Genomic DNA, 20,147 nt, shown 5'->3' on the forward strand with positions numbered 1-20,147 from the left:
CCACCAGCGGATGGATCGGACCGGTCCTGGCCGTGACCGTCGGCCTGTGCGTCTTCGGCGCCTTCCACGGCCTGCGGCTCTACCGCGCCGACACCAAACTCCCCACCGACCTGGCCCTCGCCCTGGAGGTCGGCGCCTCGCGCACCACCGCCGTCGGCTCCCTCGTCGACCGGCTGGGCATCCGCTGGGCGCCGCTCGTACTGCGCCTGATGGGCCAGGACCGGGTCGCCCGCAAGCGCCGCCAGATCGACATGGCGGGCAACCCGGCCGGTCTCACCATCGACCGCTACGCGGCGCGGCGCGCGGTGTACGGGGCCCTCGGCGCCCTCGGCGCCTTCGCCATGCTGATCAACGGCCAGCTGGTCGCGGCACTGCTGATGGTGGCGTTCGGGCTGTTCTGGATCGAGGTCGGCCTGTGGTCGGCGATCCGGGTCCGCCGCGACCACATCGAACGGATCCTGCCCGACTTCCTCGACGTGCTCGCCGTCGTGGTGAGCGCCGGACTCGGCTTCCGGCAGGCGCTGGAGCGGGTCGCGGACAAGTACGAGGGCCCGTGGGCCGACGAAGTGCGCATCACCCTCCAGCAGATGAACATGGGCGTCAGCCGCCGCCAGGCCTTCGACGAGCTGCGCCGGCGCAACGACTCGGAACAGGTCGCGCAGTTCGTCACCGCCCTCCAGCAGGGCGAGGAACTGGGCTCGCCCATCGTCGACACGCTGATCGCGATCGCCGAGGACATGCGCCGTACGGACGCCCAGAACGCCCGCCGCCGGGCCGCCCGCGCGGTCCCCAAGGCGACCTTCGCGGTCACGATGTTCATGCTGCCCGGCACGCTGATCCTGCTGGTCTGCGGCTTCGTCTACGGCGCGAACGTCGACTTCGGCGCGATCCTGGGGGGTGGCTGACGACGATGGCCGCACTGTCCTACACGGGCTCTCGGGGCGGGCACGCGATGCGTGCTTCGCGCACCCACTGGAGGCGGAGGGCATCGCTCCCCCTCCCCCTCCAGGTGAACGCGCTCCAGGCCCTCTGCCGTCAGGTCTTCGCCTTCCGGCTGGTGATGATCGCCCTCGGCGCCCCCCTCGCGCTCACCCACACCGCGCCCGGCCTGCCGCTGTGGCTGGTCTCGGGCGCGCTGCTGACCGTGTTCATGTCCTCGTACGCCCTCTTCCGTGACTGGGAGCGCTTCGGCCCGCTGCTGCTGCGCCACCCCTGGCTGCTCGCCGTCGACATGACCTTCAGCGCCCTGCTGCTGATCACCGCCGGCCCCGAATCCCCGCTCGGCTTCGTCTCGGTGTGCACCCCGCTGCTCGCCGGGCTGGTCCAGGGATGGCGCGGATCGGCCCTGTACGCCGCCTTCCAGGCGGTGTCCGTGGCCGCACTGGCCCACCACGTGCCCGCGGCGTACCTCCTGGCCACCCTGTGCCTGCTCGCGGGCGCGGCCGGATCCAGCCTGCGCGGACTGCTGCTGCGCGTCGGCGAGGCGAGCCGGGCCCTGACCGAGACCCGGGCCCGGCTCGCCGTGGCCGAAGCCGTCCGCGACGAACGGGCCCGGCTTGCCCGGGAGATGCACGACTCGGTGTCCAAGACCCTGCACGGCCTGGCCCTGGCGGCGGACGCGCTGGGCCGCACGGCCGACCCCGAAGCGGTACGCGGCCAGGCCGCCCTGATCGCCCGCGCGGCCCGCCGCGCGGCGGCGGAATCCCGCGAGCTGCTGTGCGACCTCCGCGAGGCGGACGCCACCCCCGCGCCCCCACTGGCGGCCGAACTGACGGGCCTGGCCGCCCAGTTCGAGGGAGTACGCGTCTCCACTCCTCCGGACCTCCTCCCGGACTGCCCGCCACGGGTACGCCGCCACCTCCTCGCCATCACCGGCGAGGCCCTGGAGAACAGCCGCCGCCACGCGGCGGCGACCCGGACGACGGTGACGGCGTCCGTCACCGGCGGCCTGCTCACCCTCACCGTCCGGGACGACGGCCGCGGCCTCGCCGTGGACGCGACGGCCACCGCCCTGCGGTCGGCGGGCCACTTCGGCCTGCTGGGCATGCGGGAACGGGCGGCCGCGATCGGCGCGGACCTGACCGTCACCCCCGCCACCCCGTCGGGCACGGAGGTCCGCGTGACCCTGCCGCTCCCCATCCCGCCACGGGGGCCGGCATGACACCCCCCGTCCCCCCGCTCCGCATCCTGATCGCGGACGACAACCCGGTCGTCCGGGCGGGCCTGGCCGCCCTGCTCGCCACCCACGAGGACCTCCAGGTGGTCGCCGAAGCGGCCGACGGCCGCGGCGCCCTCCACCTGACCCGCGCCCACCGCCCCGACGTGGTCCTGCTGGACGTCCGGATGCCGGGCGTGGACGGCATCTCGGCCCTCCCGCACCTGGTCCAGCTGGCGCCCGTACTGATGCTGACCTACAGCCGGGAATCCGAAATCGTCCGGGAATCCCTCCTGCTGGGCGCGGCGGGCTACCTCGTCCACGGCGAATTCACCCCGGACCAGCTGACGTCGGCGATCCGCGACGCCCACGACGGCCGCGCGAACTTCACCTCGACCCCGTCGAGCATCTTGCTCGCGAACCTCCGAAACTCTTCGCAACCGCAACGAGTTGTGGCACAGTCTTCCTTGCAGCACCACAACCACGCCGTCTACGGCCTGAGTTCGAGGGAGGTGGAGGTAATGGACTTGATCGCTTCCGGAATGAGCAACCAGCAGATCGCCGCCACCTGCTTCATCAGCGAGAAGACGGTCAAGAACCACATCAACCGCATCTTCGCGAAGCTCCAGAGCACCACCCGCAGCGAGGCCATAGCCCGCTGGCTGGGAACCGCCCGTCCAGGAGTGACCGGCCATGGGTAGACGCCGAGCGCATTGGGTCCGTAATTGGGCCCCGGGACCCTTGGGCTCCCCCACCCCCACCCCGTACGGTCCGCAAATCGACAGCGGCACCGGACCGGGAGGACCCCTCTATGTCACACAGCACGCTGCTGAAGGCGACCGTGCGCACGAAGATCCGCGTGAGCGGATGGACGGACACGGCCATGACGAACCTCCGCAAGCGCTCCGCCAACGGGGACCGCGGCCAGACGGCGTTCGAGTACCTGGGAATCATCCTGGTGGTCGTGGTGATCATCGGAGCGATCGTCGGCTCGGGCATCGGAACGGCGATCACGAACAAGATCGCCAAGGCGGTCGAGAGCATCAAGGCCGGCGGCAGTTGACCGCAGCAAGTCGAGGTGATCGAGGACAGGCCTTCCCCATCTATGTCGTGATGGTGGCGGGCCTGCTCTTTGCTGCGCTCGCCTTTTTCGTCATCGCGCAGGCGGCGGTCACGCGGAGCGATGCGCAAGGGGCCGCTGACGCGGCCGCATTGGCTGCGGCGCGCGAGGCCAGGGACCACTTGCAGCCGGGTCTGGATCTCACCACTCTCAAGCCCGAGGACTGGGAGAAGCTGCTCCAAGGGGCGTTCTTGAACATCGACACCGCCTGCTCCAAGGCCGGAGACTTCGCCAGCATGAATGATGCGACGGCGACGTGCACGCACAGCCTGCTTCGCTTCGCCGTGGTGGTGCGGACGAATGGGACGGTGGGAAGCTCGGTGGTGCCCGGTACCGAAGACATGCACGGTGCGGCCAAGGCCACTGCCGCGATCGAACCCCGCTGCCACCTTGGTGCAGGCTCGACGAAGCCCGACCCGGCACCGACGCCCACCCCCGCACCGGGCGGCGCAGGTGCGGAGACACCTCCATCCGTCGCCATTGAATGTGATGGCAGCGCCGATATCCAGTTCGACCCTCTGCATCCAAAGCCGTGGAACACGCTGGCCAGAAGCCTGTTCAGCGTACGACTGGTCGACTGATAGCGAACGAGAGAAAAGGAAGCGGCACACATGAGCATGCGGCACGCGGTGAAGGTCCGCGGGGGAGCGGCCGTAGTGACTGCGGCGGCTTTGGCCCTCACACTGGCCGGATGCGGCGGTGGCGGCGACAAGCCGCAGGAGCCGCAGAAGTCGTCTGCGGCGTCCCAGCCCGGCAGCAGCCCGCAGGCGCCTGCGCCGAATGGGAGTCAGAGCCCGGCACCTACCCAGATCCTCGCTACGGTGAACGGCCCGTCCAGCACTGTGCTGACGATCAACTCGGCCGCACGCGACCAAGGCGGGTTCCTCACGGTCAATGGGCAGATCAAGAACGGCGGCAGCGAAGCCTTCGTGGAGACCGCCGCCTGGCGTGGTGATGAACGCAGCGCGAGCGCAGCATCCGTGGCGGGGGTCACCCTGATCGACAAGGCCGGCAAGAAGCGGTACTACGTGCTTCGTGACACGGAAGGCAGGTGCCTGTGCACCATCGGCCTCACACGCATCGGTGCCGGCGAAAGCGTCCCCTTCTTCGCCCAGTTCCCCGCACCCCCCGCAAACGTCACGGAGGTCGACTTCAACCTCCCCACCTTCGCCACGGCCACCATCAAAATCTCCGGGTGACCCCATGACCACACGCTCACGCACACACCACCGCGCGGCCGCCGCCATCGCCGTGACCGCGCTGATCCTCGCCGGGGGGCACCTCCTCGGCGCGACGAGCGCCCACGCCGACGACAAGCCCAGCCCACCCCCCGGCGCCACGCCGACGGGCGCCACGCCGACCGGCTCCGTACCGCCCGGGACAGAGGCATCCAGCTCCGCACCCGTCGCCATCGACTCCAACTCACCCGGGCTCAAGATCCCGCAGGGCGGCACCCTCGCGCCCGCCAAGGTGCTCGACATCGCCGAGGTCGTGGAAGACCTCGGCGGCGAACAGCGCCGGCAGGAGACCAACCAGAACGTCATGATGGCGCTCCAGTCGGAGGTCCTCTTCCCCGAGAACAGCGCCGTCTTCAACGCCCAGGCCGCCGCCCGCATCCTGGCCATCGCCAACGAGATCAACCAGCAGAAGGCCACCCGCGTCCGCGTCTTCGGCTTCACCGACGACCAGGGCAGCTACGAGCACGGCAAGGAACTCTCCAAGCAGCGCGCCGACGCCGTGCATGCCGAGCTGGCCAAGACCGTCACCAACCCCGCCGTCGTCTTCGACATCCGCGGGTACAGCGAGGACTACCCGATCGCCGACAACAGCACCGAAGAGGGCCGCAAGAAGAACCGCCGCGTGGAGATCACCTTCCCGCGCGGCAGCGACAAGTAGGCCGCCCCGCCCCGGGGTTTAGCCGCGGGACCCGCTCCCCGCGAGGAGCAGTTCCGCCATCTCGCGCGCCCGCAGGGCGGCGGCCGGGCCGGGGTCCAGCGCCGCCACCGCCGTCGCGCCCTCGACCAGGATCATCAGCCGGTCGGCCAGCTCCGCCGCCGACGCGGAGGACTCGTCCGGCAGCGACGCGGCCACCTCGCCCAGCAGCTCCCGCAGCTGCTCCTTGTGGCGCCGCACGACCTCCCGCACCCCGGCCGGTCCCGCCCCCAGTTCCCCGTGGGCGTTCAGGAACGCGCACCCCCGGAAGCCGGGTTCCGCGAACCACCCGGCCAGCCAGTCGAACACCGCCGCCACCGCGGCCCCCCGCTCCGGCCCGGCGGCGGTCACGGCCGCGCGCAGGCTCGCCATCCACCGCCGGTCGCGCCGGTCCAGGTAGGCCTCGACCAGCGCGTCCTTGGCGGGGAAGACCCGGTACAGCCGCTTGAGCGGGACCCCCGACGCGGTACGGATGCGGTCCATGCCGACGGCCTGGACGCCCTCGGCGTAGAACAGCGCCTCCGCCGCGTCGAGCAGTCGGGTCCGGGCCTCTTCGTCGTCCATGGGGGCAGCGTAGTCCAATTCCGCTTGCGCCGAGAACGCCCGTTCTCTACGGTGAGAACGTACGTTCTCCACTCTCGCGGCATCGCATCGAAAGGTGTCTCCCCATGCCCACCCCCCTGCCCACACCCATGCCCGCACTCCTGCCGCCCTTCACGGAGGAAACCGCCCGGGCCAAGGTCCAGGCCGCCGAGGACGCCTGGAACACCCGCGACCCCGACCGCGTCGCCCTCGCCTACTCCGAGGACTCGGTCTGGCGCAATCGCGACCGCTTCCTCACCGGCCGCGCCGAGATCCGGGCCTTCCTCGCCGACAAGTGGAGCCGCGAACTCGACTACCGCCTGCGCAAGGAGCTGTGGTCGTACACCGGCAACCGGATCTCCGTGCGCTTCGAGTACGAGTGGCACGACACGGCGGGCCAGTGTTGGCGCAGCCACGGCAACGAGCAGTGGGAATTCGACACGACCGGCCTCATGCGCCGCCGCGAAGCCAGCATCAACGACATCCCCATCACCCCGGCGGACCGCCGCCTGCCCTGACCCCGTCCGGCCGTCCGGCGGTCCGGCCATCAGGGCATCCCGCCCCGCCCGCGCCGCTACTGGTGGGCGCGGGTGATCAGGTCCGTGGCGACTTCCAGGGCGGCCAGCCGGGTTTCTTCCGGGTCGGCTTCCACGTGCTGGAGGAACATCATGCCCGCGTGCAGGGTGAAGATCGCGCTGACGCAGCGCACCTGGTCCTGCAGCGGGGCGTCGTCCGTGCGCAGCAGGTCGACCATCTTCAGCATCCGCTTCTTGACGATCTCGCCGATGCTCAGCTCGCGCATCGTCGCCTGGTTCTCCTGCATGAACCGGTACAGCTGTGCGCCCGAGCGCATCGCCTCGCTGTAGCGGCGCAGCATCTCCTGCTTGGTGGCCAGCGTGTGCGGCTGCTCGCCGGCCCATGCGATCAGTTCGTCGATCGGGCGTGTCGTGTCGTCGAAGACGCTGATCAGGATCTCTTCCTTGGTCTTGAAGTGGTAGTACAGTGCCGCCTTCGTGACCTCCAGCCGCTCCGCGATCTCCCGCAGCGACGTCTTCTCGTACCCCTGCTCGGCGAAGAGCTCCAGTGCGACGTCCTGGATGAGCTGGCGCGTGTTGCCACGGCGCTGCTGAGGACTGCTGGACATGGGGCACTCTCCATTTACTTACTTGACGCCCGGCTAGTTACGGGTCTACTTTCCCCAGTGTAGTGAACTAGCCGGGCGGCAAGTAAGGGCCCGGACGCCATGGGGAGTGGGACGGGACATGAGCAAGACGACACAGGCGGAGCCGGGAACCGGGACGGAGGCGCCCGACGGCGGACCCAAGCCGCGGAGCGTGCGCGTCGTGCTGCTCGCGCTCATGATCGCCATGCTGCTGGCGATGCTGGACAACATGATCATCGGTACGGCGATGCCGACCATCGTCGGCGAGCTGGGCGGTCTGGAGCACCTCTCCTGGGTGGTCACCGCCTACACCCTCGCCACCGCCGCATCCACCCCCATCTGGGGCAAGATCGGCGACATGTACGGGCGCAAGGGCTCGTTCCTCACGTCCATCGTGATCTTCCTGATCGGCTCCGTGCTCAGCGGCATGGCCCAGAACATGGGCCAGCTGATCGGTTTCCGCGCGATCCAGGGCCTCGGTGCCGGTGGTCTGATGGTCGGCGTCATGGCGATCATCGGTGACCTCATCCCGCCCCGCGAGCGCGGCAAGTACCAGGGCATGATGGCCGGCGTCATGGCCCTCGCGATGATCGGCGGTCCGCTCATCGGCGGCACCATCACCGACCACTGGGGCTGGCGCTGGTCCTTCTACATCAACCTGCCGCTGGGCGTGGTCGCCCTCGCGATGGTGACGGCGGTCCTGCACCTGCCGAAGAAGAAGACCAAGGGCAAGATCGACTACCTGGGCGCAGCCCTGCTCACCCTCGCGATCACCTCCACCGTCCTGGTCACCACCTGGGGCGGCACCGAGTACGCCTGGGGTTCCGCCGAGATCATCGGCCTGATCGTCGTCGGCGTCGTCTCCATCGCCGCCTTCCTCTTCGTCGAGACCCGCGCCGCCGAACCGGTCATGCCGCTGCACATCTTCCGCAGCCGCAACTTCACCCTCATGTCTGTGATCGGCTTCCTGACCGGCTTCGCGATGTTCGGCGGCGTGCTCTACCTGCCGCTCTTCCAGCAGTCCGTACAGGGCGCCTCGGCCACCAACTCGGGCCTGCTGCTCCTGCCCATGCTGCTGTCGATGATGGTCGTCTCGCTCATCGCGGGCCGCGTCACCACCAGCAGCGGCAAGTACAAGATGTTCCCGATCGCGGGCGGCGGCCTGATGGTCGTCGGCCTGTTCCTGCTCTCGCAGATGGACACCGGCACCAGCCGCCTGATGTCCGGCGTCTTCATGGCGGTCCTCGGCGCCGGTCTCGGCTTCCTGATGCAGATCACCATGCTCGTCGCGCAGAACAGCGTCGAGATGAAGGACATGGGCGTCGCGTCCTCCTCGGCGACCCTCTTCCGTACGCTCGGCGGCTCGTTCGGCGTGGCCCTGATGGGCTCGCTGTTCACCAGCCAGGTCACGCGGACCATGACGGACCGCCTCGGCCCCGAGGCCGCCGCCAAGTCCGGCTCCGCGCAGCTCGACGCGGCGCACCTGGCGCAGCTCAAGCCCGTGGTGCGCGAGGCGTACCAGCACGCGGTGGCCGCCGGTACGCACTCCGCGTTCCTGCTCGGAGCGTGCATCGCGGTGATCGGCTTCGCCGCCGCCTGGTTCGTCAAGGAGGTGCCGCTGCGCGGTGCCGGTCCCGCGGCGGGCGGCTCCAAGGACGGCGGCGCGGACAACGGCGGCGCGGACAACGGCGCCGCGGCCGCGGCCGCGCAGGCCTCCGTGGCCCACTGACACCGCACCTGCCGTACGGCCCCGGCCCGGCCCCCGTGGAGGACAACTCCACGGGGGCCGGGCCGTTCGTCGTTCCCCGGTGCCCCGCCCGCGCCCCCACCGGCTTCGGAATCGGGACGATCAAGGACCAAGATCCCATTATGCGAACTTTAAGGCCAAAGGGCCCGGAACCCCCGCGCGTTGGCTGCCGTCCTTCTCCACAGAACGCTCAACGGCGGATGGGGAGTGGACGGTTCATGGAACGCATCGCGAAGCGAGGAGCCCGGGCCCGGATAGCCGTCACCGCGGCGGCCGCGGCGGTCGCGGGGACGGTGTGGGGCGTGGCGACGCTCGCGTCGCCCGCGCACGGTCCCGGGGACGGACACGACCACCAGAACGTCTCGCGGCAGAAGGACTCCCCGGGCGGGAACTCCCCGGGCGGAGACTCCCCGGGCGGGGGAGCGCAGGACCCCGCGGACGCCGCCGGACGGCCGGGCGCCGGCGACGCCAAGCCGGGCGGGGTCCCCGACACCATCGCGCACGCCTCGGAAGCGGGCGGCGACGCCGTCAACATCACCATCGACGACGGGCCCGACCCGACCTGGACCCCGAAGGTCCTGGAAGTGCTCCGCAAGCACGGGGTGAAGGCGACGTTCTGCATGATCGGGCCGCAGGCCAAGGCCCACCCCGGCGTGGTGAAGCAGGTCGTCGCGGACGGAAACCGGCTGTGCGACCACACCATGGACCACGACATCGGGATGGCCAAGAAGGCGGTGGAGTACCAGAAGCAGCAGATCCTGGACGCGAAGAAGCTCATCGAGGACGCGGCCGGGGGCGGCGCGAAGGTCGAGTACTACCGGGCGCCCGGCGGGGCGTTCACCCCCGAGAGCCGGGCGCTCGCGGCCGCCGCGGGGATGCGCCCGCTCGGCTGGAACGTCGACACGAAGGACTTCAAGAAGCCCGGCACCGCCGCGATAGTGAACGCGGTCAAGCAGGAACTGCGCTCCGGCCCGACCGTCCTCTTCCACGACGGCGGCGGCAACCGCGCGCAGACCGTCGAGGCCCTGGACGAGGTGCTGTCCTGGCTGGAGGAGCAGGGCCGCCCCACCGGCTTCCCGGTCCGCACCGCGCCCTGACCGGCCTGAGCGCGTCCTGACCGTCCCGCACCGCTCCCTGACACGCCGTCGGGTGGCGAACGGGTGAGGGTCGGCCCCCGGCCGACGTCCCCGGTGTTCCCTGGTCGTACCCGCGCGTACGCCCGTACGCGCCGCGCCCGCCCGTACGCCGACCAGGAGGCCCCGTGACCATCGCCCCCGCCCAGCTGAACGACCCCGCCGTCCGCGCCTTCGTCACCGCCGTCAACGCGGGCGACCGGGAAGCGGTCTTCGCGGTCCTCACCCCCGACGCGACGATGTCCGACGACGGCGCGGAGCGCGACCTGGGGGAGTGGACCGACAAGGAGATCTTCGGCGCCGACGGCCACATGGACGTCGAATCCCAGTCCCCCAATGGGCACGCCCTCGTCGTGGACTACCGCAATTCCACCTGGGGCGCGATGCGGACCGCCTGGCGGTTCATGGTCACCGACGACGGCAAGATCAGCCGCTTCGAGACCGGCCAGGCCTGAGCGCACCCGGTCAGGCCTGACCGGCACCCGGCCAGGCCTGAGCGCACCCGCCCGTCAGCCCTGAACGGCCGCCCGCGCCGCCGCCATCACCGCCGCCGTCAGCGGACCGTTCTCCGGAGCCGGGCCGCCCGGGAATCCGAAGCGGCGGCGCGTGTACCCGTACGCCACCTCGGTCACCGGATCGGCGAAGCCCAGACCGCCCGCGGCACCGCAGTGCCCGAAGGCCTGCGGCCCGACGAGCGGCTGCCGTTCGAAGCCCAGTCCGAAATGATCCTTCTCCGGCGTCACCCGGTCGTCACCCGGGGTGTGGAGCCGCGCGACCTCGGCCGCGGTCTCCGGCTTCAGCAGCGCGGGCCGCCCCGCCAGCTCGCCGATCGCCGCCGCGTACATCCCCGCGACGCCGCGCGCCGTGCCGACGCCGCCCGCCGACGCGGGGCCCCGCGACTTGACCCGGGGGTCGTTGGCGTAGGCCACCAGGTCCATCGGGGGCTTGACGTGCCAGTTGAACGCGGTCTCCATCAGCTCCGGCGGCAGCGGGCCGCCCGCCAGCGCCGCCAGCCCCTCGGCCGTCGGGACCTGCGGCAGCACCGGCTTCCAGCGCGGCTCCAGCTCCGCCGGGAGACCGATGTACAGGTCCAGCCCGTACGGCGCGCGGATCCGCTCCTCGTACACCTCCGCCAGGGTCTTCCCGGTCGCCCGCCGCACCACCTCACCGGTCAGCGCGCCGATCACGAAGGCGTGGTAGCCGTACGCCGTCCCCGGCTCCCAGTACGGCTTCGCCCCGGCCAGCCGGGCCGCGATCAGCGCGTCGTCCGCGATCTCGTCGAGGGTGAAGCCCTCGGGCGTGTTGATCAGACCGGACTGGTGCGAGACCAGCTGGCGCAGGGTCAGCCGCTCCTTGCCGTGCCCGGTGAACTCCGGCCAGTACTCCGACACCGGACGCTCCAGGTCCAGTACGCCGTCCTGCACGAGCAGGGCCACGACCAGGTGGGCCGCGCCCTTGGTGATCGAGTAGACGCCGGTCAGGGTGTCGGCCGTGGTGTCCTCGCCCGCCCACAGGTCCACGACGCGGCGGCCCCTGTGGTGCACGGCCAGCTGGGCCTCGGGGGACACCGCCTCGGCCGCGGCGAAGGCCTCGAACTCCTCCCGCACCCGCTCCCAGCCCGCCGCCACCGTTCCGTCGACCTGTACCGCCATGCCATCCCCCTGTTGGTTCGCGCTCCGCCGTGTTGTCGTCTCAGCAGCGCCAACGGGGGCCGGTGGGGTCATATTCCTGGCGCACCGCACCGCGCACCACAATCCGTCACCTCGGTGCGTTCCCGTACGAGTGAACGCGCCGCCGGTGTCGTTCCGGCCCGCCACGAGGGCCCGTTGGGCAGCGCATGAAGCGCACCCGCATCGCCGCTCTCGCCCTCGCCACCGCCGCCGCGGCCCTCACGCCCGCCCTCGTGGAGGCCTCGGCGGCCGAGGGCACGTCGTACCTCCAGGACCCGGCCGGCGGCGAGAAGACGATGAAGACGCAGTGGACCAAGGACGAGATGCACAAGCTGGAGGCGCAGTTCCGCTTCCACCCCGGGGTCCAGTACAAGACGGTGGCCGCCCCGGGCCCGGCCGGAGCCCCCGAATGGGAGACGAAGAAGGCCGACCCCAAGACGCTGGCCTGGCAGCCGAAGTTCGAGTTCGCCTGGTCCGTGTCGGACTCCACGCTGGTGAAGAAGGCCGTCACCACCAAGAACGGCAAGCAGCCCATCACCCTGTACGCGGTGGTGCGCCGGGCCGACGGCACCAAGGCGGCGGAGATCACCAGCGACTCCAAGAGCCGCCCGGCCACCGGCCGCGCCACGGTCGGCGGGGACAAGAGGATCGCCTGTGACACGGGCGAGTACACGGTCGAGTGGTCGGCCACCCGCTCCGGCTACGGCACCCTCGGCGGCAGCCTGCGCTGGGATTCCAGCTGCGAGCAGTACCGCACGGCCTTCTCCGACAACAACGGAAGGCACTAACGGAAAGCGCTAGCTGCCTGCGGCCCGCGGCCCGGTTCAGGGCCCGGCGCCCGCGCGCCTTGTGGGCGCGGTGCGGGCGGGGCCCAACAGGCCGGGTCAAGGCAGGCCCGGTCAAGGCAGGCCCGGTCAGTGCTTCTTGGAGTCCTCGCGGGCCTTCTCGGCGATGCCCTCCAGGACGCCCTTCGGGTCGCCGGACGGGTCCACGGCGCGGCCGATGTTGCGCTTGATGGTGTCGCTGACGGTCACCCAGGACGGGTCGTTGACCGGGTAGAGCTGCGCGCCGCGCAGGGCGGTCAGGAACTGCTCGTCGCCCTTGTCGAGGCCGCCGCCCGCCGGGGTGCGGGACGCCGAGATGGTGGAGGGCAGCAGGTGGTAGCGGCCCGCGAAGTCGCTGAGGTTCTTGTCCTGGTAGACGAAGTCCAGGAACTGGCCGATCTGGTCGCGGTGGCCGTTCTGCTTGAAGGCCATCATCCAGTCGGCGACGCCGGCGGCCGGCGGGGTCTCGCCGCTGCCCAGGGTGTCGTTGACCGGCATGGTCACCGTGCCGACGCTGATGCCCTTGGCCTTCGCCTCGTGGAGCAGCGACGGGTAGCCGTTGAGCATCCCGACCTCACCGCGCAGGAACGCGTCGAAGGCGTCCTGGCGGTTGAGCCGGGCGGGCGGCACCGGACCGATCAGGCCCGGGGTGACCAGGTTGTCCTTGATCCAGCGGAAGGTCTCGACGTTCGCGTCGGAGGCCAGGCTGTAGTTGCCGCTGCTGTCGGCGTAGCCGCCGCCGTTGCTCAGCTCCCAGATCATCGCCTCCGCGTGGGCCTCCTCGGGGCCGAGCGGGAGGGCGTACGGGAACTTCACGCCCTTGTCCTTGAGCGCCTTGGCCGCGTTCTTGAGGTCCGACCAGGTCCGCGGGGCGTTCACCCCGGCCTTGGTGAACAGGCTCTGGTTGAAGAAGAGCAGGCGGCTGCTCGCCACGAAGGGCAGGCCGTAGAGGGTGTTGCCGACCGAGCCCGCTTCGGCCAGCGGCGCCAGGAAGTTCGCCTCGGCGGTGACCGACAGGAGTTCCTCGGCCGAGTAGAGCTTGCCCTCGGCCGCGAAGTCGGAGTACCCGCCCATGAGGGCCATGTCGGGGGCCTTGCCCGCCTTCACCATTTTGCTGACCTCGCGGTCGATGTCGGCCCACGGCAGCAGCGTGACCTCGACCTTGACCCCGGGGTGCGCGGCGGTGAAATCGCCCGACATCTTGTCCCAGAAGGCCTTGGAGCTGGTGCCCGGCCCGTCACCGTATTCGGCGGCGACCAGCTGGAGGGTCAGGTCGTCCCCGCCGCCACCTGCGGTGGAACCGCAACCGGCCAGTGGAAAGAGCAGACCGAGCACGGCCACACCGGTGACCGTGCCGAACATTCTTCGTCGCACGAGAGAATTCCCCGAGTTTCTTTTGTAGCCCGACGTTACTTATGGGTTGCTCCGGGCTGGGGTGTCCCCGCACGGCCCGTTGGCCGGAATTCTCTCCTGGGGAAGGGGGAATGATTCCGTTGGGGCAGTACTTGTGGGCAATGCTCCAAGCAATGCTTTTCGGACTGGTGTTTTCCGATATGTGATCAACAATTCGGACGCGCGTAGACATACCGAAAAGCCCGTTTCCGGCCGGGAAACGGGCATGAGGGGGAGCGGTGGCGCTCTGGCGCGAAGCGGCCGTCGGCCGTCGGCCGTCAGTCGGTGAAGTCGCCCGCGTACGGGTCCGGCTCGCCCGTCTCGGGGTTGCGGCCCTCCTGCCAGCGCCGCTGGGCCTTGCGCCAGTGCACGAAGCCGAGCTGCTCGCCGTCCCAGAAGGTGATGCCGACCGGACTCATGTCGAACTCGTCCGAGCACATCCGCAGCAGGAACTCGGCCATGCCGTACGGGTACACGGCGAAGACGTCGGCGGTGTGCCGCCCGCAGACCAGAACCGGCCAGCGGTCCGGGTCGGGATCGGTGGTCAGCCAGCACAGGATGTCGGCGCCGCCGACCACGCCCCAGGCCAGGATCGACTCCGGATCGACGTCGAAGGCGGCCCGGCCGCCCTCCGCCGCCCACAGGGCGCGGGCGTTCGAGGTCTCCTCGGCCATCTCGGCCGGGTCCCACTGCGGCCCCGGCTTGGGCAGCGGCAGCAGGATGCCCGCCTCGCCATTGATGGTGCCCGCGCCGAAACGGCCCATGAAAGCGACGTAGTCGGCGGGGAAGCGCGTGCCCCAGACCGCCTCGGCGGCGGGCCAGTCGATGTCCTCATCGGCCCCGTGTGTCGCGGACATGATCTGTTCCAACGCCTTGACCTGCGCGTTCTCTGCCACAGCCGCTCCCCGACGATTCCCGCACCCCGCCCGATGCCCAACCGTCCCAACTTACCGTGCGCCGGGAGCCGCTCCCAGGGCCGCGGTCAGCCCGGATCCGCGGCCCCGCCCCCGGCCCCACTCGCAGCCCAACCCTCAGCCCCGCCCGCGGCCACGCTCACCGTCACCCCCGGCCGCAGCCCCCAGCCCGCCATCGCCCCCGCCGCCGCCTCCAGCACGTGCCGCGAGCGCACCCGCGGCAGCCCGAGGCGGCCCGGGACCATCGTGCGCACCGCCAGCACCCGCAGCCGCCGGTCGAGGTAGGCCACGTCGATGGCGAAGCGCATCCCGAAGGTGTGCACGCTCCCGGCCGGGGTCAGCAGCAGCGCCCGCGCGGCGCCGTCGCCCCCGATGCCGTCCCGTCCGAGCAGCCCCCGGGTCCGCGCGCGGTAGGACGCCGCGATCTCCAGCGCCACCGCGCCGCCCTCCGGGAGGCCCAGCGTGCCCGGTCCGTCCTGCCAGCGCCGTGCCATCCGGTGTCCCCTCGCTCCTGGTCGGCAGGGGTCCCGGCCGGCGCCGGTCCCGCCGGGTCCAGTCTCCGCCGGGGCGGGCGCCCGGGCCATGGGTCCCCGGGCCCATGACCTCCGGAACCAAGCGCCCTACGGTCGGCGGGATGGGCGTGGTCGTGATCATCCTTGCCGCCGGGTACGGCGTGGCCGCCGGGCTGCTCCTGCCCCGGGCCGTCTACCGGTTCGGCGCCCCGCCGGGGGAGCCGTGGCGGTCGAGCTGCCCGCAGGGCCACCCGCTGGGCGGCGGGCCGCGCGGCTGGCTGGGGCCGGCGCGCTGCTCCGGCCGCCGCTACGGGCCGCGCGCCACCCGTACGGCCGTACTCGGCGCGTTGGTCTGCGCGGCGCTGGCCGCGGCCGCCGGGGCCCGGCCGGAAACCGCGGTCTTCGTCGCGCTGGCGCCCGTACCGCTCCTGCTCGCCCTGGTGGACCTGGCCGTGCACCGGCTGCCCGACGTACTGACCCTGCCGCTGGCCGCCGCGGTGGCCGGGCTGCTCGGGGTGGCGGCCGCGCTGCCCGGCGCCGCCGGGTCCTGGCGGCTCGCGCTGCTGGGCGGGGGCGCGCTCGGGGCGGGGTACCTGGTGCTGTTCGTCATCAACCCGGCCGGGCTCGGCTTCGGGGACGTCAAGCTCGCGCTCCCCCTCGGGGTCGCTCTTGGGTGGTACGGGTGGGGGGTATGGGCGGCGGGGGCCTTCCTGGGCTTCCTCTACGGCGCCCTGTACGGCCTCGCCCTTGTGCTGCGGGGCCGGGCGCGGGGCCAAGACCCTTTCCCCTTCGGCCCTTTCATGGCGGCCGGCGCGCTCACCGGAATGCTCCTCGGCGGCCTCGGAGCGTAATCGTGTCGCGGCAATGCACGCAGCAGGCTTTACGAAGGGTTATGGTGGAACCCCCCCCTCGGGCCGGTCCGTATCCCCCCCACGGACCGGCCCGTTTTTCTTTCCCGGTCCCCCGGACCCGGAGGAACGGGGAACCCGCAGGTCATCCCCGCTGGGCCCAGATGTTGGCCCCGGGCGTCGAGACCGCGAAGGAATCGATCTCCTTCAGCTCATGCTCCGAGAGCGCGGGACCCGTCAGCGCGGCCACGTTCTCCTCCAGCTGTTTCACGCTGGACGCGCCGATCAGTGCCGAGGTCATCCGCTCGTCGCGCAGCACCCAGTTCAGCGCCAGCTGCGAGAGCGACTGCCCGCGCCGCTCCGCGATGCCGTTCAGCCCGTTGAGCCGCCGGACCACGTCCTCGGAGAGCAGGGCCGGGTTCAGGGACTTGCCCTGGGTGGCCCGCGAGCCCTCCGGGATGCCCTTGAGGTACTTGCCGGTCAGCAGGCCCTGGGCCAGCGGCGCGAAGGAGATGCAGCCCATGCCGGCCTCCTCCAGGGTGTCCAGCAGTCCGTCCTCCTCCGTCCAGCGGTTGATCATGGAGTACGAGGGCTGGTGGATCAGCGGGCGCACCCCCATCTCCCGGAGGATCCGCACGGCCTCGGCCGTCTGCTCCGCCGTGTAGGAGGAGACGCCGACGTACAGCGCCTTGCCCTGCCGGACCGCGGACGCGAGCGCGCCCATGGTCTCCTCCAGCGGGGTCTGCGGGTCGAAGCGGTGCGAGTAGAAGATGTCGACGTAGTCGACGCCCATCCGCTTCAGCGAGGCATCGAGGGAGCCGAGCAGGTACTTCCGGCTGCCCCACTCGCCGTAGGGACCCGCGTGCATGAGGTAGCCGGCCTTGGTGGAGAGCACCAGCTCCTCGCGGTGGGACGCGAAGTCCCGGGCGAAGATCTTGCCGAAGTTCAGCTCGGCGGAGCCGGGCGGCGGTCCGTAGTTGTTGGCCAGGTCGAAGTGGGTCACGCCGAGGTCGAAGGCCCGCCGCAGGATCGACCGCTGGGACTCCAGGGACGTGTCGTCCCCGAAGTTGTGCCACAGTCCGAGGGAGATCGCGGGGAGCTTCAGGCCGCTGCGCCCCGAGCGCCGGTACTCCATGGAGTCGTAGCGCGAGGGCTCTGCCCGATAGGGATTGGTATCAGTCACGTTGTCCTCCCTATCACGGACTTGTGACAGACCGAGTTGGGTGAGGCCCGCGCAAGCGCAGTAATGTTGCGGCCTTGAGGGGGGACCGCAATTCGCACGGGGGCTTTGCACGGAGGGGCTGGAAGATCGTGAATCTGCGCGACCTGGTGTACAGGCTCTACGCACGCCGGGTGGAGGGCCGCATCGACCATGACGCGGCGCCCAAGCACATCGGCGTCATCCTGGACGGCAACCGGCGCTGGGCCAAGGCCTCCGGCGGCACCACGGAGCAGGGCCACCAGGCCGGAGCCGAGAAGATCTCCGAGCTGCTCGGCTGGTGCGACGAGTCGGACGTCGAGGTCGTCACGCTGTGGATGCTCTCCACGGACAACCTCGACCGGCCCGAGAACGAACTCGGCCCGCTCCTGACGATCATCGAGAACACCGTGCGGGGCCTCGCCGCGGACGGACGCTGGCGGGTCCACCACGTCGGGAACATGGACCTGCTGCCCTCGCGCACGCAGTCCGTGCTCAAGGAGGCCGAAGAGGCCACCCTCGACCGCGGCGGAATACTGGTCAACGTCGCCGTCGGCTACGGCGGCCGCCAGGAGATCGCGGACGCGGTGCGCTCGCTGCTCCTGGAGCACGCCTCGAAGGGCACCTCCTTCGAGGAGCTGGCCGAGATCCTCGACATCGACCACATCGCCGAGCACCTCTACACGCGCGGCCAGCCCGACCCGGACCTCGTGATCCGCACCAGCGGCGAACAGCGGCTGTCCGGATTCATGCTCTGGCAGAGCGCCCATTCCGAGTACTACTTCTGCGAAGTCTTCTGGCCGGCCTTCCGGAAGGTGGACTTCCTGCGCGCCCTGCGCGACTACGCCGCACGTCACCGGCGCTACGGGACCTGATTCCCGGCCGCTGGCCGCCTGCCCCGAACCGGGCCCCGGACTCCTTCCGGGGCCCGGTTCGCGTTTCCCTCCCTCCTCCGCTTTCCCACCCGGCGGGCCGGCCCGAGGCCTTCACCAGGGATTCACCGAGCGTCCGTCATATGCCGTGGCATGGCGGCGGGTGTTCGAGGGCATATCCCTTGCAGGTCGATGCCCGGTCCACGGGTGTCGAGTCTCAGCGGACGGCACAGGGCCGTCCGCCCGGGAGGCCCTTTGCACCAGGACGCGCGTGCGGTTCGCACGGACGGATTGGAGGGCCGGAATTCGGCCCTGGCACGGCGGCCGATGACCGGTCCGGTCTTCATGGCCCGACCTCTTCCGAGGGGGTACGTCCTTCCGTGGTGACCAGCACAAAGCGCCGCCTGCCCGACAGGCGGACCTACGTCCTCGACACCAGCGTCCTGCTGGCAGACCCCAACGCGATCTCCCGCTTCGACGAGCACGAGGTCGTGCTCCCGATCGTGGTGATCACCGAGCTGGAGGCCAAGCGGCACCATCCCGAACTCGGCTACTTCGCCCGGCAGGCGCTGCGCCTGCTCGACGACTTCCGCGTTCGCTACGGTCGCCTCGACGCCCCCATCCCGTTGGGCGATCTCGGCGGCACACTGCGTGTCGAGCTCAACCACTCCGATCCGGGCATCCTGCCCGCGGGCTTCCGGCTGGGGGACAACGATTCGCGGATCCTCGCGGTCGCCCGCAACCTGCAGGCCGAGGGGTACGACGTCACGGTCGTGTCGAAGGATCTCCCACTGCGCATCAAGGCCTCCTCCGTGGGGCTGATCGCCGAGGAGTACCGGGCGGAACTCGCCATCACCGATGCCGGCTGGACCGGCATGAGCGAGATCGCCCTCTCCGGCGAGCAGGTGGACCTCCTCTACTCCGAGGACCGGCTGTACGTCCCCGAGGCCGCGGAACTGCCCGTGCACACCGGGCTGGTCATCCAGTCCGAGCGCGGCAAGGCGCTGGGCCGGGTCACGCCGGACGGCAACGTACGGCTCGTGAAGGGGGACCGCGAGGCCTTCGGGCTGCACGGCCGCAGCGCCGAGCAGCGCATCGCGCTCGACCTGCTCCTCGACCCCGAGATCGGGATCATCTCGATGGGCGGCCGGGCCGGCACCGGAAAGTCGGCGCTCGCGCTCTGCGCGGGCCTGGAGGCGGTGCTGGAGCGCCGCCAGCACCAGAAGGTGATGGTCTTCCGGCCGCTGTACGCGGTGGGCGGCCAGGACCTCGGCTACCTCCCCGGCGACGCGGCCGAGAAGATGAGCCCCTGGGCCCAGGCGGTGTTCGACACCCTCTCGGCGGTGGCCGGGCGCGATGTCATCGAAGAGGTGCTGGGCCGGGGGATGCTGGAGGTGCTCCCGCTCACCCACATCCGGGGCCGCTCGCTGCACGACGCCTTCGTGATCGTGGACGAGGCCCAGTCGCTGGAGCGCAACGTCCTGCTCACCGTGCTGTCCCGGATCGGGGCGAACAGCCGGGTCGTCCTGACCCATGACGTCGCCCAGCGGGACAACCTGCGGGTCGGCCGGTACGACGGAGTGGTGGCCGTGGTCGAGAAGTTGAAGGGCCATCCGCTCTTCGCCCACATCACGCTCACCCGGTCCGAGCGCTCGCCCATCGCCGCCCTCGTGACGGAGATGCTCGAAACCCTCTGACAAAGCTCAGAAAGGACCCATAGCGGTACGGAAGTTGGCGCCGTCCGGCAAAGGCGAAAGAGACTAGCCGGGCGGCGCTCCGCTGCACAGGACTTCGCCGGAAACAGTGGAGTCGTGCCAGGTGTGACCTTTCCCACGCAACGAAGAATTGCCTCGCGGCGTCGAGGTCCGGCAGAGTCTGCTTTCCGTAAGGCCCCGCATACGGCACACGTGTATCCCCCAGGGCTGCACAGCTCGGCAACAACTCCACAATCGACCGCCGTATGCCGCCCGCAAGCACCACGCGGCACTCCCAGCACGGGAGTTGCCCACGGGCCCGCGCCTCCTGTGACCACAGCACGATGGAGGCCAGTGTCAGGGGCACTCCTGCGTCCGCGAGGTCACCGTTG

At 70.8% G+C, this 20,147-nt stretch carries 22 protein-coding genes; 15 read left to right on the forward strand and 7 right to left on the reverse strand.

Features of this window, described 5'->3' with window-relative positions; all coding sequences use genetic code 11:
• Window positions 1–14 precede the first annotated feature (14 nt).
• From OHS33_RS23305 to OHS33_RS23335, 7 genes are all read left to right on the forward strand, one after another.
• The gene (locus OHS33_RS23305) at window positions 15–905 is read left to right on the forward strand and encodes a DUF5936 domain-containing protein (RefSeq protein ID WP_330335162.1); all 891 of its coding nucleotides are present in this window, start codon (window positions 15–17) and stop codon (window positions 903–905) included.
• A 104-nt stretch (window positions 906–1,009) separates the two neighbouring features.
• Window positions 1,010–2,161 (forward strand): sensor histidine kinase, encoded by a 1,152-nt coding sequence (locus tag OHS33_RS23310; protein WP_330332347.1) that lies wholly within the window; start codon window positions 1,010–1,012, stop codon window positions 2,159–2,161.
• Window positions 2,158–2,856 (forward strand): response regulator transcription factor, encoded by a 699-nt coding sequence (locus OHS33_RS23315; protein WP_330332348.1) that lies wholly within the window; start codon window positions 2,158–2,160, stop codon window positions 2,854–2,856. The genes OHS33_RS23310 and OHS33_RS23315 overlap by 4 nt, the downstream gene beginning before the upstream one ends.
• A gap of 110 nt (window positions 2,857–2,966) precedes the next feature.
• Window positions 2,967–3,218 carry a hypothetical protein gene (locus OHS33_RS23320; protein WP_443065340.1) on the forward strand — a complete coding sequence of 84 codons (252 nt, stop codon included), beginning with the start codon at window positions 2,967–2,969 and terminating at the stop codon, window positions 3,216–3,218.
• Entirely contained in the window at window positions 3,215–3,856 is a 642-nt protein-coding gene (locus OHS33_RS23325; protein WP_330332349.1) for a pilus assembly protein TadG-related protein, read from the forward strand. The genes OHS33_RS23320 and OHS33_RS23325 overlap by 4 nt, the downstream gene beginning before the upstream one ends.
• A 30-nt stretch (window positions 3,857–3,886) precedes the next feature.
• Window positions 3,887–4,474, forward strand: a complete 588-nt coding sequence (locus tag OHS33_RS23330; RefSeq protein ID WP_330332350.1) for a hypothetical protein — start codon at window positions 3,887–3,889, stop codon at window positions 4,472–4,474.
• Window positions 4,475–4,478: 4 nt separating this feature from the next.
• Window positions 4,479–5,171, forward strand: coding sequence for an OmpA family protein (locus OHS33_RS23335; protein ID WP_330332351.1), 693 nt, complete (start codon window positions 4,479–4,481; stop codon window positions 5,169–5,171).
• An 18-nt stretch (window positions 5,172–5,189) separates the two neighbouring features.
• Here OHS33_RS23335 and OHS33_RS23340 read toward each other — a convergent pair whose 3' ends face one another.
• On the reverse strand, window positions 5,190–5,771 hold the full coding sequence (locus tag OHS33_RS23340) for a TetR/AcrR family transcriptional regulator (RefSeq protein ID WP_330332352.1): 582 nt from the start codon (window positions 5,769–5,771) through the stop codon (window positions 5,190–5,192).
• A 104-nt stretch (window positions 5,772–5,875) separates the two neighbouring features.
• Here OHS33_RS23340 and OHS33_RS23345 point away from each other — a divergent pair, with 104 nt between their 5' ends.
• Window positions 5,876–6,307, forward strand: coding sequence for a nuclear transport factor 2 family protein (locus OHS33_RS23345; RefSeq protein ID WP_330332353.1), 432 nt, complete (start codon window positions 5,876–5,878; stop codon window positions 6,305–6,307).
• A gap of 56 nt (window positions 6,308–6,363) precedes the next feature.
• On the opposite strand, the gene OHS33_RS23350 is transcribed toward OHS33_RS23345, so the two are convergent.
• On the reverse strand, window positions 6,364–6,933 hold the full coding sequence (locus OHS33_RS23350) for a TetR/AcrR family transcriptional regulator (protein ID WP_330332354.1): 570 nt from the start codon (window positions 6,931–6,933) through the stop codon (window positions 6,364–6,366).
• A 118-nt stretch (window positions 6,934–7,051) separates the two neighbouring features.
• On the opposite strand from OHS33_RS23350, the gene OHS33_RS23355 reads away from it, so the two are divergent.
• From OHS33_RS23355 to OHS33_RS23365, 3 genes are all read left to right on the forward strand, one after another.
• Window positions 7,052–8,680, forward strand: coding sequence for an MDR family MFS transporter (locus OHS33_RS23355; RefSeq protein WP_330332355.1), 1,629 nt, complete (start codon window positions 7,052–7,054; stop codon window positions 8,678–8,680).
• 236 nt (window positions 8,681–8,916) lie between these two features.
• A complete protein-coding gene (locus tag OHS33_RS23360) occupies window positions 8,917–9,795 on the forward strand; it encodes a polysaccharide deacetylase family protein (RefSeq protein ID WP_330332356.1) in 879 nt (292 codons plus the stop codon).
• Window positions 9,796–9,959: 164 nt separating this feature from the next.
• Window positions 9,960–10,286, forward strand: a complete 327-nt coding sequence (locus OHS33_RS23365) for a nuclear transport factor 2 family protein (protein WP_330332357.1) — start codon at window positions 9,960–9,962, stop codon at window positions 10,284–10,286.
• A 54-nt stretch (window positions 10,287–10,340) separates the two neighbouring features.
• Here OHS33_RS23365 and OHS33_RS23370 read toward each other — a convergent pair whose 3' ends face one another.
• A complete protein-coding gene (locus tag OHS33_RS23370; RefSeq protein ID WP_330332358.1) occupies window positions 10,341–11,483 on the reverse strand; it encodes a serine hydrolase domain-containing protein in 1,143 nt (380 codons plus the stop codon).
• Window positions 11,484–11,668: 185 nt separating this feature from the next.
• On the opposite strand from OHS33_RS23370, the gene OHS33_RS23375 reads away from it, so the two are divergent.
• Window positions 11,669–12,289, forward strand: coding sequence for a hypothetical protein (locus tag OHS33_RS23375; protein WP_330332359.1), 621 nt, complete (start codon window positions 11,669–11,671; stop codon window positions 12,287–12,289).
• 126 nt (window positions 12,290–12,415) lie between these two features.
• Here OHS33_RS23375 and OHS33_RS23380 read toward each other — a convergent pair whose 3' ends face one another.
• The 3 genes from OHS33_RS23380 to OHS33_RS23390 all read right to left on the reverse strand — a co-directional run bounded on the left by OHS33_RS23380 (window position 12,416) and on the right by OHS33_RS23390 (window position 15,125).
• Entirely contained in the window at window positions 12,416–13,699 is a 1,284-nt protein-coding gene (locus OHS33_RS23380) for an extracellular solute-binding protein (protein ID WP_443065341.1), read from the reverse strand.
• A 296-nt stretch (window positions 13,700–13,995) separates the two neighbouring features.
• Complete coding sequence (locus tag OHS33_RS23385; RefSeq protein WP_330332360.1) at window positions 13,996–14,613, reverse strand: SMI1/KNR4 family protein; 618 nt, start codon at window positions 14,611–14,613, stop codon at window positions 13,996–13,998.
• A gap of 86 nt (window positions 14,614–14,699) precedes the next feature.
• Window positions 14,700–15,125 carry a DUF192 domain-containing protein gene (locus OHS33_RS23390; protein ID WP_330332361.1) on the reverse strand — a complete coding sequence of 142 codons (426 nt, stop codon included), beginning with the start codon at window positions 15,123–15,125 and terminating at the stop codon, window positions 14,700–14,702.
• A 140-nt stretch (window positions 15,126–15,265) separates the two neighbouring features.
• Here OHS33_RS23390 and OHS33_RS23395 point away from each other — a divergent pair, with 140 nt between their 5' ends.
• On the forward strand, window positions 15,266–15,994 hold the full coding sequence (locus OHS33_RS23395) for an A24 family peptidase (RefSeq protein WP_330335165.1): 729 nt from the start codon (window positions 15,266–15,268) through the stop codon (window positions 15,992–15,994).
• Window positions 15,995–16,136: 142 nt separating this feature from the next.
• Here OHS33_RS23395 and mgrA read toward each other — a convergent pair whose 3' ends face one another.
• Window positions 16,137–17,174 carry an L-glyceraldehyde 3-phosphate reductase gene (gene mgrA, locus OHS33_RS23400; protein ID WP_330332362.1) on the reverse strand — a complete coding sequence of 346 codons (1,038 nt, stop codon included), beginning with the start codon at window positions 17,172–17,174 and terminating at the stop codon, window positions 16,137–16,139.
• Between the two features lie 128 nt (window positions 17,175–17,302).
• Here mgrA and OHS33_RS23405 point away from each other — a divergent pair, with 128 nt between their 5' ends.
• Window positions 17,303–18,064, forward strand: a complete 762-nt coding sequence (locus OHS33_RS23405; RefSeq protein WP_330332363.1) for an isoprenyl transferase — start codon at window positions 17,303–17,305, stop codon at window positions 18,062–18,064.
• Window positions 18,065–18,441: 377 nt separating this feature from the next.
• Window positions 18,442–19,758 (forward strand): PhoH family protein, encoded by a 1,317-nt coding sequence (locus OHS33_RS23410; RefSeq protein ID WP_330332364.1) that lies wholly within the window; start codon window positions 18,442–18,444, stop codon window positions 19,756–19,758.
• The last annotated feature ends 389 nt before the right edge of the window (window positions 19,759–20,147 follow it).

Source organism: Streptomyces sp. NBC_00536 (assembly GCF_036346295.1).
In the GTDB taxonomy this organism is placed as follows: Bacteria; Actinomycetota; Actinomycetes; order Streptomycetales; family Streptomycetaceae; genus Streptomyces.